We start from the raw sequence: 14,448 nt of genomic DNA on the forward strand, positions 1-14,448 counted from the left end.
TTAAAATGAGCACATTTTGTGCAGTGGCATTGTTCTTAAACTTTAGCCAGGCAAGTGCTCAGGTAGAAAAAGAAAAAAACGTAAAAGCATTCGAGTTTTTATCAAACTCAACTGAAAAAGATAATAGAAAAGCTCTTGAATTTAAAAAGGGAGCTGTAGTTTCGGCACATCCAGAAGCTACAGCAGTGGGTGTAGCCATTCTTAAAAAAGGTGGTAATGCAGTAGATGCCACCGTAGCGGTCAAATTTGCATTAGCTGTCGTTTATCCGAATGCAGGAAATATTGGTGGCGGTGGCTTTTTAATTTATCGCTCTGAAAAAGGAGAACTTAATTCGATGGACTTTAGAGAGAAAGCGCCTGCTTTAGCTCAAAAAGACATGTATCTAGATATCAATGGAAACCCAATTTCAGAGAAAAGTAAGGAAGGTCATTTAGCGGCTGGCGTACCTGGTACAGTTGCTGGGATGGTAGAATTACATCAAAAGTATGGTAAATTAAAGTGGGCAGAATTGGTTGAGCCAGCTTTGCAGTTAGCTACTAACGGATTCAAAATTACTACGCAACAAGCTAATGAATTAAATAGGTTACAAAGTAAGTTTCGTCAATTTAATCCTTTAGGTACTGTTTTTATTAAGGATGAAGCTTGGAAAGAAGGTGATTTGCTTATACAAACAGAATTGGCTAATACCTTGAAATTAGTTCGCGATAAAGGCCGTGCAGGTTTTTATGAAGGCGAAGTAGCCAACTATATTGTTGAAGAGATGAAGCGAGGTGGAGGTTTGATTTCTAAAGAAGATCTTAAAAATTACCATGCCGCTTGGAGAAAGCCAATTACTGGTAACTACAAAGGATATAAAGTAATCACGATGCCGCCAACTTCAAGTGGTGGTATTGCCCTGATACAATTATTGCAGTCGGTAGAGCCGTATGCACTTTCTAAATGGGGACATAATGCCGATTCTACGGTTCAGGTAATGGTTGAGGCAGAAAGAAGAGCTTATGCTGATAGAGCTAAACATTTGGGCGATCCGGATTTTTGGAAAGTACCACAAAAAGAACTTTTAGAACCTGCCTACAACAAAGGCAGGATGGCCACCCTAAATTGGAATAAAGCAACACCAAGCACTGAAATTCAAGCTGGTGAATTTGCGAAGAAAGAAAGTGAAGAAACCACCCATTTTTCTGTGATAGATAAGGAAGGTAATGCCATTTCATTAACCACAACTATTAATACTTCTTATGGTAATTATGTAGTGGTAAAAGGCGCCGGTTTTTTATTAAACAATGAAATGGATGATTTTTCGGTAAAGCCTGGAACACCTAACTATTTTGGATTGGTAGGCTATGAAGCCAATGCGATAGCGCCAAATAAACGCATGTTAAGTTCAATGACACCCACTATTTTGGAAAAAAATGGAAAACTTTCAATGGTGGTTGGAACACCTGGCGGGTCTACCATTATCACTTCAGTTTTTCAAACGATAGTAAATGTGATTGATTTTGGGATGGATATGCAGCAAGCGGTGAATGCGAAGAAATTTCATCACCAATGGTTGCCAGATCGAGTAGATATTGAGCCTAATGCGCTAAACCCCGAAGCGCAACAGAAGTTGGAAGCAAAAGGCTATACTTTTTACAAGCGTAATAGTATTGGAAGGGTAGATGCTATTTTGGTTACTAAAAAAGGAATTTATCAAACTGGTGCCGACCCGAGAGGAGATGATACTGCTGGAGGTTGGTAAGAAAAATAATTATGGTGTACTGAAGAAAGCGAGGTTAACAGATGTTAGTCTCGCTTTTTTTTGTAGTAAGTTTGTTAATTAAACCCGACTGACAGCGGTATTTAATTGACTGAGTTTACGAAGGAAATTAGATTTAGCAAAAGGCGGGACTACATTTGCCGAGAAGCACTTGCGAAGCTTTTCAAAAAGAAAAAATGTGCTTTATCAATAGATTGTATCTCATTTGCGCAGTTAGTCGTGGATATGCACAATACCAAACCTTTTTTTTAATTAAAACGTTGTATAGAAACTAAATTCACCAATAGCTATGACTAGTGTAAATCGTCTATATTCAGGGTGACATAGTGGCTAGTAGATGAGCTGCCTTAGCGAGTAATTTTTAATGAACGTAAAATGATACAAAATAAATGGGGTAGTTTGTACGTTAATACTTACCCATTTTATATAAAAGTGTATAGCAAAATACACACTTTTTATTTTTTTTAGTTTTGCTTTTTATGCTCAAGTATCTGTATGTTAATTATTTGAGCTTTGTATTTAGCGCCTTTGTTTTCTTTTGGTACAGGTATTGACTAGATGTTTGATATTAAACAGAAGCTTATAAAGTCAAATATTATGAAACTAAATTTCTTAAAAGTTTTCCCAGTAGCATTAGCAGGTCTAATCATCGGAAACAATGCCCAAGCTCAAGAAACTTCGGGCTCAAAACCATCTTTTAAAACTTGGTCAATAGGTGTAAACGCAGGTGCTTTAACTGGCGTTTCTCCACTTGGTGGTCGTAACGATTTCTCAAATTGGAAAGCTAGCTTAGGCTATGGTCTTTATATCAAAAAGCAAATTACACCAGCGTTTGCACTACGTTTAGACGGAGTTAAGGGTAAAGTAAAAGGTGATAATTCGGAGCCTTTTAATGATGGAAGTACCATGTCTGCAGCAATTAACCCAATGGCATCTTTCGAAACGGATTTAAGGTATTCAGCAAGTTTAAGTGCTCAGGTTAATATGGTTAACTGGAGTATGTTTAACGACCACAACAATGCTCAGCTTTATGCTACAGCGGGTGGTGGTTTAGTAAATTACAAAACTACTAATGTAGCAAGAAGTTCAAGTGCAGAAATTGAAGGCAATGCGACAAACAAGTTTGTAGTTCCAGTTGGTGTTGGTGCTAAATTTCGCTTATCTGAAGGTGTTAATTTTGATTTAGGATGGACTATCAGTTTTGTTGATGGTGACACGTTTGATGGTGTACGTGCTAGAGAAAATAACGACAGATATAACTACGGTTATGCTGGTTTAGAGTTTGCTTTAGGAAGTGGAAAACAATTGGCTTTCTATAGCCCAGTTGCTGCAACTTATCAAGAAGCTTTAGCAGCTAAAAACACTGCAAATGCCTTGAAATCTGATTTAGATGCACAAAAGGCAGAAAATGCAAAATTACGTACAGAAATGGCTGATTTGTTGAAAGACAGCGATGGAGACGGTGTAGCGGATAAATTAGATAAATGCCCTAACACGCCAGCAGGTACGGTAGTAGATGGTTCTGGTTGTCCTTTAAAAGTTCCAGCTCCACAAGTTACTGAAAGAGTAATTGTAACAGAGGCAGACCGTAAAGTAGTTAGAGATGCTATTTCAAACTTAGAATTTGATTTAGGTAAAGCGACTATCCGTTCTAAATCTTACGAAACTTTAAATAGAGTTGCTGCTTTATTGGTAGAGAAAAACTTTAGCTTGAAATTAGCAGGTCACACGGATATTACTGGTTCTAGAGAGTTAAACTTACGTTTGTCTAAAGAAAGAGCAGAATCTGTAAAAGCTTACTTGGTTTCTCAAGGTGCTAATGCTTCTAGAATCGAAGCTACAGGTTACGGTCCAGATCAACCAATTGCAACAAATAAAACAGCAGCTGGTCGTCAGCAAAACAGAAGAGTAGAGTTTACACTTTACTAGTCTTTAAAATATTACTTATGAAACAAAGAAAAGCCCCGATTTACATCGGGGCTTTTCTTATTTAAGATTATTTACATTCTGTAGTAACGAAATCAAATTTTCCTCTTTCAAAATTGATTGGCTTATCCTTTGCAAAATAAGACCTGCCAAAAGAGGTTTCTATTACTCCAACACCCATTTTCAAATTCGTTCCTTGTTTAAGAAATACCAATGGATTAGAAAACTCTTGCTTGTTTTGTCCAGTTTTGAAAGAATAATCTACATAAAGTGTATCTCCTTTAAATTCACCTCTAACAATGCCATTGTTATGCGGTTTTTCAGCGTACTTAATTACTAAATCGCCTATTACTTTAACGCTGTCAATAACCTTAAGGTCTAAAATGGCACTGTCTCCCTCAAAAGATGCAGTGTAACATTGTTTCACCGTATCCGCAACTACTTTGCTGGTTTCTTCTTTCGATTCTTTATTTCCTCCTTGGCCGCAACTATAGGCAAGGGGTAGCGCTAAAAACGCCCAAGCTAAATGTTTAAGTTTCATGTTCATTGTTTTTTGTTTAGAGTATAACTTAGTAAAAGTTGGAAATGTTTGTCACCAGTTAAGTTACAAATAATAATTATAAGCTTTATAAAGGGATGAAATACGATAGGGGTTTCCATAAAAAAAGCCCCGATTTTTTCGAGGCTTCTTCTACAATTATAGGTTATGCTACCAATAAACTGTGTATAATGCTACTATAATTCCGATGATTAATAACGCACCAACTGCAAACTTGGAATCGGTTTTGAACATTTTGGTATCCACTTCCAATCCATTTGGTACAACGCCTCGTTTATTTTCTAGCACACTAATAATGTACATTCCAATCACTGCAAATAGGAATACAAAACCCATTCTATCTAAGAAAGGAATCTCGTAAAGTAAGCTTCCATCTTTTTGCAATACTTGCTTTGAAAATCCCATTGGACTAAGGAATTCTAGGTTGGCAAAATTAGGTAACGCTTTAAAGAATACCGATAAACCGAAACCTCCAATAGTTGCAAAAAGTGCTGCGTTACTGGTTGTTTTCTTCCAAAAGAAACCTAAGATAAACATGGCAAATATCCCTGGAGAAACAAAACCGGTGTACTCTTGGATAAACTCGAAACCTCCTTTTTTATCGATACCTAAAAATGGTGCAATAAGTACCGCAACCAACATGGATATCAAAATAGTTGCTCTGCCAATCCAAACCTGTTTTTTCTCATCTGCTGCTGGATTGATTCGCTTTTTGTAAATATCTAAGGTGAAAATTGTGGCAATACTATTTGCTTTACCTGCTAACGAAGCCACTACAGCGGCAGTAAGTGCGGCAAAAGAAAGACCTTTTAATCCAGAAGGTAAAAGGTTTAGTAATACGGGATATGCTTTGTCTTGTACTAATTCGCCATTTACCATCATTTCTTGTTGGAAATAGCCGTTTTTAAATAGTACATAAGCTGCAATACCTGGTAATACTACAATTACTGGCATTAATAATTTTAAAAATGCAGCAAATAAAATCCCTCTACGGGCTGTTTTTAAATCTGCTCCTAAAGCTCTTTGAGTGATGTATTGATTACAGCCCCAATAGTTTAAGTTTACAATCCACATACCGCCAAATAACACAGTTAAGCCAGGTAAACTAATGTAGTGGTTATTGTCTGGCTTCAATATCATGTGGAAGTGGCTGTCGGCTTGTTGCGTGATATGTTTAAAACCTTCAATAGCACCTTCTGTACCAAAGTGTTTGGCCACTAAATCAAGTGCGAGATAGGTTGTTGCCAATCCGCCTAAAATCAAAAAGAAAACCTGAATTACATCTGTAAAACCGATTACCTTCATTCCTCCCAGAGTGATGATTACAGCAAATACGGCCAAGAATATCATACAAGCGGTTAAGCTAATTCCTGATATACTACTGATGGCCAATGCACCCAGAAATAGGATTGAAGTAAGGTTTACTACTACATATAACAGCAACCAAAACACTGCCATAATCATAGCTACAGTTCCATTATAGCGTTCGTGCAGGAACTGTGGCATAGTGTAAATCTTGTTTTTTAGATATACTGGAATAAAAAATACAGCTACCACGATTAAGGTTGCTGCGGCCATCCATTCGTAAGTTGCTATGGCAAGCCCCATGGTAAAACCATTTCCGCTCATGCCAATAAATTGCTCGGCAGAAATGTTAGAGGCAATTAGTGATGCACCAATAGCCCACCATGTTAAAGAACCTTCTGCAAGGAAATAATCTTTAGAATCTTCTGTTTTGGATTTTTTCTTGTAATAGATGTAAAAGCCATACGCTGCTACAATTACAAAGTATACAAAGAACACAATATAGTCCTTTATATCTAGTACATTACTGTTCATTTAGTCTTGGTTTATTTGAGGTTAGGTGTTGTTTAACAATCAAATGTATTGTTCGTAAGTTATAAAAACAATAGTTGATGTGTTGAAAGTACACTTAGCATTACGCTAAGTGTACTTGGTGGAATTAAATATATCTATTAATTAAGTTTTCGATGTATTCTTGTCTACCACTTCTTACTTCGGGTTCGCCATTTTCGGCAGCGTAGTTTCTAAGGTCTTCTAAACTTAAAAGTCCCTTTTCAAATTCAGCACCTTTTCCACTATCAAAAGAAGCATATCTTTCTGTTCTTATTTTTTTGTAATCCGATTTTTGAAGGATATTATCAGCTGTGATTAATGCTCTTGCAAATAAATCCATTCCACCGATGTGTGCATAGAACAAATCCTTTTGGTCGGTAGAATTTCTGCGGATTTTAGCATCGAAGTTAACACCGCCACCCTGTAAACCACCACCTTCTAAAATAATCAACATCGCTTCGGTCAGTTCATTAATATCATTAGGAAATTGGTCGGTATCCCATCCATTTTGGTAATCTCCACGGTTGGCATCGATAGAACCTAATAAACCATTATCAACCGCTACCTGTAACTCGTGTTGGAAGGTGTGACCAGCTAAAGTTGCATGGTTTACTTCTAAGTTTAATTTAAAATCTTCCAATAAATCATACTGTTGTAAGAATGATTTTACGGTTGCTGCATCATAATCGTATTGGTGCTTAGATGGTTCGCAAGGTTTTGGCTCTATAAAAAATGTTCCTTTGAAACCATTTTTACGGGCATAGTCTTTAGCAGCATGTAAGAATTTTGCCAAATGCTCTTGCTCACGTTTCATGTTGGTATTTAGCAAGCTCATGTAGCCTTCTCTTCCGCCCCAGAATACATAATTCTCACCACCTAGAGCGATGGTTGCATCTAAAGCCGCTTTAACTTGTGCACCGCCATGTGCCAGTACATGGAAATCTGGGTTGGTTGAAGCACCGTTCATGTAGCGTTGGTGGCTAAACAAGTTTGCCGTTCCCCAAAGTAACTTTACACCACTTTCTGCTTGTTTTTGTTTCGCATAATCTACAATTGCTTGTAAGCGACGTTCGTTTTCTACTACGTTATCCGTGTAGTCTACCAAATCCACATCGTGGAAACAATAGTAAGGCAATTGCATTTTAGTAATGAACTCAAAAGCAGCATCCATTTTATCTTTTGCACGTTCTACAGCATCAGCTTTTGCATCCCAAGGGAACACATGAGTTGCACCGCCAAATGGGTCGGCTCCATTTCCATTAAATGAATGCCAGTAAGCACAAGCAAATTTAAAATGCTCGTTCATGGTTTTACCAGCTACAACTTTGTTGGCATCGTACCATCTAAACGCAAGCGGATTATTGCTTTCTAAACCTTCGTATTTAATTTGGTCGATACCGCTAAAAAATTCCTTTTCTCCTTTAACTACTTTTGTCATCGTTTTTGTTTTTTGATTTGGCTGATAGTTTACAGTTGATAGCTCATAATTCTAGTCTAGTTTTAAGCCATCACTATCATTCGTTGACCATCAATCCTTTAATTGTCTAATTAATATTTCTTTCCAATCTTGATAAATTGGTTCGTATGCTTGTGTATTTTTTGGTTCGATGTATTTTAATACGTGATGATTGGTAAATGCTTCTGCTGTGCTGCTGAAAATTCCGGCACCTACGCCAGCTCCTAAAGCTGCCCCCACACTACCATCATTATCATATAGCTCTACTGGAGTATTGGTAACGTCTACAAATGTTTGAGCAAATAAATCACTCAGAAACAAATTGGCTCTTCCAGCTCTAATCACTGTGGGCTGCATCTTGTTTTCACGCATAATGTCTAAGCCGTATCTAAAAGCGAAGGCGATACTTTCCTGAACAGCTCTAAAAATATGCGACTGCTCATGTGTGTTAAGGTCAATCCCTACAAATTGAGCACCTGTATATTTGTTGTTTAACATCCGCTCTGCGCCATTGCCAAAAGGTAAAGCTCTTAGCGACTTACTACCAATTGGCGCTTGGGAAGCGATATGATTTAACTCGTTGTAACTTAAATTAGGAGCGAAAGTGTGTTTAGCCCAACGATACATGCTGCCCGTGCCATTGATGCAAAGCAATACGCCGGTTCTTAATTCATCGGTACTGTAATTCACATGGGCAAAAGTGTTTACCCTCGATTGTTTATCGTAGGTGAGTTGGTCGCTTACGCCATAAATTACGCCTGAAGTTCCTGCAGTTGCCGCAACTTCTCCAGGTTGCAATACATTTAGAGACAAAGCATTATTGGGTTGGTCGCCAGCTTTGTAAGCAACAGGAATGCCTGCTGTTAAACCAAGTGAGCTTGCAATACTTTCCCGAACCTGCCCGTGAGACGAAAACAACGGTCTTATTTCTGGAATTACATTCTTATCTAAACCGTAGTGACTTAAAACATCCTCAGAAATTTGGTTTTGCTGGAAATCCCAGAAAACACCTTCGGAAAGTGCCGAAATACTAGTGGTGATTTCTCCTGTTAATTTCATTGCGATGAAATCTCCAGGAAGCATGATCTTGTCTATTTTGCTATAAATCTCTGGCTCGTTTTGTTTTACCCAAGCTAACTTAGAAGCTGTAAAATTTCCAGGGGAATTAAGTAAAGTAGAAAGTGATTTTTCATGACCGATGCTATCGAAAGCTTGGTTGCCTAAGTCTACAGCCCTGCTATCGCACCAAATAATTGAATCCCTTAATACTTCCTGGTTTTTATCTACAACCACCAATCCATGCATTTGATAACCAATGCCAATTGCTTTAATTTCCTTTGGATTGAAAAGTTGCAGCGCATTTAATTTTAAGATAGCTTGTTGGGCGTTATGCCACCAATCCACTGGCGATTGCTCTGCCCAGCCTGTAGCCAAAGATTTAATGGGCGTTTCTTCTTCTGGATATTGCACCGTTGCCACACTTTTTTGAGTGGTAGCGTCTACAACTGCAACCTTTATGGAAGAAGTGCCTATATCAATGCCTAATAAATACATATTGAATTTTGAGTTTTATATTTGGTTTATGCAAACGGTTGCATAAAGATAGATGTTAAATTAATAATGTCAAATATTTTGTAAAAAAGTTTTGAGGATGAAGTGTTTTACTCGGTAATTCCAGTAGATTGCCGATCTACTAAAGAGGGCTCGATAACAATGTTGCTGATTTTTTGACTAGGCTTGTTTTGAATGGTACTTAGAAAAAGCTTGGCACATTCTGCTCCCATTTGGTTAGGATGCTGGTCTATCGTGGATAGGCTGGGAGTGATATAGGCTGAAAAAGCTTCGTTGGCAAAACCAATAACGCCGATTTGAGGTGGAGTTTCGTTGATTTCCTTCAGCTTCTTAATTACACCGAGTGCAGTAAAATCATCGGCAGCAATGATTGCATCAGGTTTATTTTTCGAACGTATTAATTTGCCAGCCCCAAATCTTCCATCCTTAATAGATAATCCTCCAAAAATAATGTTATCCTCGTTGAGTGGTAAATTGTAATCAGCCAATGCGGCTTTATAACCTTTTAAGCGGTCGTTAAAAATGCGGATTTGATGTGATGTTGTAACGTAGGCGATGTTTTTATACCCTTGTTCTATCAAATGTTGGGTAGCCATGTAACCAGCTTTAAAATCATCTAAAGTTACGGTTGGTACTTTCAGCTTTTCGTGTACACGGTCAAACAAAATTAACGGTTTATTCTGTTTGATCACTTCTTCAAAATGTGTTACATCTTCGGTTTCCAAGGAAAGAGAGGCCATAATGCCATCAACTTGTGCTTCTAGCAAAGTTTTTACCCCATTAATTTCGGAAGCCACCGACTCGTTAGATTGGTATAGGATGATACGATATCCGCTGTCCTTTAAACCTTCCTCAATGCTATGAATAATAGAAGCGAAAAAATGGGCTTGTACACTGGGTACAATTACGCCAATAATGTACGTGCGGCCTGATTTTAACGCCGAAGCCAACTTGTTTGGGCTGTAGTTTAGCCTTTTTGCTGCTTCGAAAACAGCTTGGCGTGTAGCATCGCTTATTGCGGGAAAACCACTTAAAGCTCTAGAAACTGTAGAAACAGTAACGTTTAGCTCTTTAGCAATATCGTAAATAGTGGTTTTCTTATTCAATATATAGTTGGTTTAGCTTTTAACAAAGCAAACAAAAATTACTTGATAATACAATAATTAGAAAAAATAGCGCCTCGGTTGTGCAACCGATTGTTGATAAATTATTCTAGAAGCAAATCTTCATCGTCTGTCAAGCTAAGTTGTATATTGTCGCTACCAGCAATTCCTTCGATAGAACCTCGCACATGAGCAGCATTTAGTAATACTTTATCCAATTGCTTCTCTCTCGCTTTCCACATTTTTTCCATCGCATCTCTTTCGCGTTGTATAGACAATTTCATGCTCATGAAACCTTCCCTGATGGCTTTCCATTGCTCCGAAAACTCATTGCTGGTTAAGTAATCGTACAGCATGTGCATTTTATCACCTTTATTATCTTGCGATTTTGCAGCGTTAAATAAACGTAAAATGCCATCACGTAAAACTGCAGATAAAGCTTGCACTTCATTAAAAGTACAAATCCAAACGCCATCTCTTAAGCCAAAACAGTTCATGTCTTTGGGCATGTTCTGTGTAACTAAAACCGCAATTTCTGCTCCTTGGCTACGCATATCGGTTTTTAGTTTTTCAATCCAATCGTTAGCAAAAGCAACGGTACGTTTACTCTCATAAATGATATGCCCACATTCCTGTCCAAAATTATTCCTTACCGTTTGGATACAGTCGGCACCACGAACGCCTTTGCCCACTTCCTGAATTAAGTCGAATGGGAACGAGCTGCGTAAAAGCTCTTCCAAAGCTAACTCTTGAATTTCACCTTGTAACTGCATAGAACCTTGTTCAGCTTTACGCTTCATTTCTTCGGCAAGCTTCTTTTGGTCTTCAAGCTGTTTCTCTTTTTCAGCCAATTTCATCTTAAACTCGTGTTCGGCATTTTGCAAACGCTGGTTTTCGATGGCACGAATATCAACAGCCATTTTTTCACGCTCCTCCGCCATTTTCTTCTGGATGTCGAGTTCCATTTCCTCCTCCTTGCGTTTCATCTCATTGGCCAATTGCAAGTATTCCAACTCTTTCTGACGAGCAGTTTTTAGCTTTTCTTCGTTTTCCTTATTGGCATCATCTAACATTTTTAGCTTGTTTTCAAAATCAGCACTGATAGATTTACGCAAGTTTTCGCTTACAGATGCTTGTAGTGCTTCTTTTTCTTTGGTCAGTCGTTGCTCAAAAGCAAGTTCTTGTTGTTTTCTTTGTGTTTCAAAAACTTCCTCCTGTTGTTTCTTTTGTAATTCTAGCGTTTGAGCCTTTTTATCAAATTCTTCCTGTTGTTTTTTCTTGAACGAAGCCATCTGCTCACGCAGTTCTTTCTTATATTCTTCGGCCATCACTTCTTCGATGGGAAAAGCATGGTTACAATTAGGACATTTGATTTCTGTAGACATATGATATGAGTTTTTGAAAAAGAATACCAAAATTAAGCATTGTTAGCCACAGATGCACAGATAATGTTTTAGAATAATGTATGCGACGCTATTAAATTAATTAGGTTATGATTTTATTTATCTGTGCATCTGTGGCTACTTATTGCCCGAATATGTACTTTTGCAGACCAACCAAAACAAATGTTCACCAGTATTTTAAATGCCTATAAAACCTCGTTTTCTGGTCTTAGCCGACAAACGTGGATACTCAGTATCGTAATTTTAATTAACCGCTGTGGATTTATGGCGGTGCCATTTATGGGACTTTATGTTACGCAGGCTTTGCACAGGCCAGAATCTGATGCAGGAATTATTATCTCACTTTTTGGCGTAGGGTCTATTTTAGGAGCAGCGGCAGGAGGCAAGCTCACAGATGTTTTCGGTTATAGACCAGTACAAATCTTGGCTTCATTAATGGGCGGCCTTTTCTTTCTGTTTTTCGCCATGGTCGAAGATTTTACTTGGCTCTGTGTTTTGGCAGTAGTCATCAGTTTCTTCTCGGAAGCATTTAGACCAGCCAATTATACAGCAATTGCTTCTTACGCTGCCGAAGGAACAGAAACTCGTTCGTATTCGCTCAATCGTTTGGCAAATAACATTGGATGGGCTTTCGGGATAAGTATGGGCGGTATTATCGCATCCTATGATTACAAACTCCTATTTATGGTAGACGGAGGAGTGAGCGTTTTAGTAGCCATTGTGATTTTCTTTTCGTTACCAGCAAAGAAAGTACAAAGGAAAACGGCACAAGAGAAGAAAGAGATGAATGTGAGGAAGCCTTGGAAAGACGTTTCTTATGTTAAATTTCTGATTTTATGCGCCATGTTTACCACTTGTGCTTTTTTGATGTTTAGGGTAGTTCCAGTTTTTTATAAGGAAGTTTGGCATTTAAATGAAGCTTTGATAGGAATCATTTTAGGAATTAATGGAGTGGTGATTGCCTTGGTGGAGATGGTAATGATTACCAAAATAGAAAATAAACGTTCGCCGATATTTTACATCGTACTAGGGGTGATCATTGTATCGTTCTCTTTTGCCGTTCTGATGTTGCCTAAGTCCATTCCCGTGGTTTTGGCAATCGTTAGTATTTTGTTATTTACTTTCGGAGAAATGTTTTCGCTGCCGTTTTTCAACACTTTTGTAGTAAAACGAAGTAACGAATATAATAGAGGTTTGTATGCTGCTGGTTACACCTTAAGTTGGTCGGTGGCGCAAGTGGTAGGCCCAACTACTGGCTTTTATTTAGCGGAAAAATTTGGCTATAATGTTTTATGGATTTCGATAATTGTCCTTTTGCTACTGTGTGCTTATTTTTTCAGTAAGCTAAATCTCACAGAAGATTAGTAAAACATTAAGAAGTGAAGAAGAATGAAGCTTAATCATCTTAATTCCTTAATGTTTAGTTTTATTTGATTTAAATGTTTTAATCTGGTGAGCGATTAGTAAAACATTAAGAAGTGAATTAAGATGAATGAATTTTAATCGCCTTAATACCTTGGTGTTATCATTTTTTTTAAAAATTTTAAAAACCTTTTGCTTTTCGTATTGTTCAATGTTTGATAAAAGTGTATTCAACCAAAGTATAACTATTTAAATTAAGCCATACGCAAATGAAAAAGCGCATTCACGTTTTAGAAGACGATAAAGACATTGCTTTCATCATCGAATTTTTATTAAAGGATGAAGGTTACGAAATCCAAGTATCATCTACCTTTAAAGAATTAAGAGAAAAATTGAACGATTCTATTCCTGATTTATTCATTTTAGATGTGATGTTACCAGACGGAAATGGTTTGGATATTTGCAAAGATTTGAAAAACGATGCCTTCACTAAACATATTCCGGTAATTGTGATGTCGGCAAATGTTCGCAATGCCGAATTAAGCGAAGCATCTAGTCCAGATGATTATATCAGCAAGCCTTTCGACTTAGATTATATCGAAAGTAGAATCAAAAGATTAATCGGAGAAAAAAAAGTAGCCTAATAGAGTTTTAATCAAATTATATAAAAACCCGTTCCTTGTATAAATGGAATGGGTTTTTTATTAATTTCAACTTTGACTTTTTCAAGTCTAAAAAATTTCTGACAAATAAATGATAGGTAAAATTAAAACTGTTTATACTTTTGCTTAACAGTGTTAAATTATTTAAACACTCATCAATGGGAAGTAAAGAAAGAATACAGCGACAAAAAGAAGATACTCGTAAGGGTATTTTAGATGCTGCTTTACAAATTGTGAAACAAGAGGGTTGGGCTGCGTTGAGTATGCGCAAAATTGCGGATGTAATTGAATATACAGCACCAATCATCTACGAATATTTCCCAAACAAAGAAGGTATTCTTTTAGAATTGACCAGACAAGGCTATATCAACTTAGGTTTGAAGGTTAAAGCAGCTAGAGATAGCAAGGAAGATCCTGAAGAGAAGTTGGAAGCAATGTGGCTAGCCTATTGGGATTTTGCTTTTGAAGAAAGTGAATTTTACCAACTGATGTATGGCGTGCAGGTAAACTGCTGCGAGATGTATAAGAAAATGCCAGAAGCAGAGTATACTACTGACTTGTTTTATGATGCGATAGAAGTATTGCTTGTTAAACAACCTGTATCGGAAGATGTTTCTTGCTTGAAGTATTATACATTTTGGTCGCTAATTCACGGTTTAATTTCGCTGAATTTAGTTCAAAAAGGAGCAAATGACCAGATCAATCAAGAGATTTTGAGAAGCGCCATTAAAGCGATTATTAAAACCATTAACGACTAAACATTTTTTTTGCCTTCTTATTTAACACTG

11 protein-coding genes are annotated in these 14,448 nt (G+C 37.4%); 5 read left to right on the top strand and 6 right to left on the bottom strand.

The genetic code is table 11. The annotated features are described in order from the left end of the window. The first annotated feature begins 5 nt into the window (after positions 1–5). Positions 6–1,742, top strand: coding sequence for a gamma-glutamyltransferase (ggt, locus tag CRO54_RS13500; RefSeq protein ID WP_097133095.1), 1,737 nt, complete (start codon positions 6–8; stop codon positions 1,740–1,742). Between the two features lie 615 nt (positions 1,743–2,357). Next, positions 2,358–3,689 carry an OmpA family protein gene (locus CRO54_RS13505; RefSeq protein WP_097133096.1) on the top strand — a complete coding sequence of 444 codons (1,332 nt, stop codon included), beginning with the start codon at positions 2,358–2,360 and terminating at the stop codon, positions 3,687–3,689. Between the two features lie 67 nt (positions 3,690–3,756). Here the strand turns inward: CRO54_RS13505 and CRO54_RS13510 are convergent, their stop codons facing one another. From CRO54_RS13510 to CRO54_RS13535, 6 genes are all read right to left on the bottom strand, one after another. Next, the gene (locus CRO54_RS13510) at positions 3,757–4,233 is read right to left on the bottom strand and encodes a hypothetical protein (protein ID WP_244904294.1); all 477 of its coding nucleotides are present in this window, start codon (positions 4,231–4,233) and stop codon (positions 3,757–3,759) included. Between the two features lie 162 nt (positions 4,234–4,395). Further along, positions 4,396–6,084 carry a sodium/sugar symporter gene (locus CRO54_RS13515; RefSeq protein WP_097132606.1) on the bottom strand — a complete coding sequence of 563 codons (1,689 nt, stop codon included), beginning with the start codon at positions 6,082–6,084 and terminating at the stop codon, positions 4,396–4,398. 124 nt (positions 6,085–6,208) lie between these two features. After that, entirely contained in the window at positions 6,209–7,540 is a 1,332-nt protein-coding gene (gene xylA, locus CRO54_RS13520; RefSeq protein ID WP_097132607.1) for a xylose isomerase, read from the bottom strand. A gap of 90 nt (positions 7,541–7,630) precedes the next feature. Next, positions 7,631–9,112: a xylulokinase gene (locus CRO54_RS13525; RefSeq protein WP_097132608.1), complete on the bottom strand. Its 1,482-nt coding sequence runs from the start codon at positions 9,110–9,112 to the stop codon at positions 7,631–7,633. A 107-nt stretch (positions 9,113–9,219) separates the two neighbouring features. Continuing rightward, entirely contained in the window at positions 9,220–10,236 is a 1,017-nt protein-coding gene (locus tag CRO54_RS13530; RefSeq protein WP_097132609.1) for a LacI family DNA-binding transcriptional regulator, read from the bottom strand. Positions 10,237–10,337: 101 nt separating this feature from the next. Continuing rightward, positions 10,338–11,618 (bottom strand): DUF2130 domain-containing protein, encoded by a 1,281-nt coding sequence (locus CRO54_RS13535; RefSeq protein ID WP_097132610.1) that lies wholly within the window; start codon positions 11,616–11,618, stop codon positions 10,338–10,340. A gap of 180 nt (positions 11,619–11,798) precedes the next feature. Here CRO54_RS13535 and CRO54_RS13540 point away from each other — a divergent pair, with 180 nt between their 5' ends. The 3 genes from CRO54_RS13540 to CRO54_RS13550 all read left to right on the top strand — a co-directional run bounded on the left by CRO54_RS13540 (position 11,799) and on the right by CRO54_RS13550 (position 14,418). Then, complete coding sequence (locus tag CRO54_RS13540) at positions 11,799–13,001, top strand: MFS transporter (protein ID WP_097132611.1); 1,203 nt, start codon at positions 11,799–11,801, stop codon at positions 12,999–13,001. A 266-nt stretch (positions 13,002–13,267) separates the two neighbouring features. Then, complete coding sequence (locus CRO54_RS13545) at positions 13,268–13,642, top strand: response regulator transcription factor (RefSeq protein WP_097132612.1); 375 nt, start codon at positions 13,268–13,270, stop codon at positions 13,640–13,642. 176 nt (positions 13,643–13,818) lie between these two features. Beyond that, entirely contained in the window at positions 13,819–14,418 is a 600-nt protein-coding gene (locus CRO54_RS13550; RefSeq protein WP_097132613.1) for a TetR/AcrR family transcriptional regulator, read from the top strand. Positions 14,419–14,448: the final 30 nt, after the last annotated feature.

Source organism: Pedobacter xixiisoli, from assembly GCF_900215335.1.
GTDB lineage: Bacteria > Bacteroidota > Bacteroidia > Sphingobacteriales > Sphingobacteriaceae > Pedobacter > Pedobacter xixiisoli.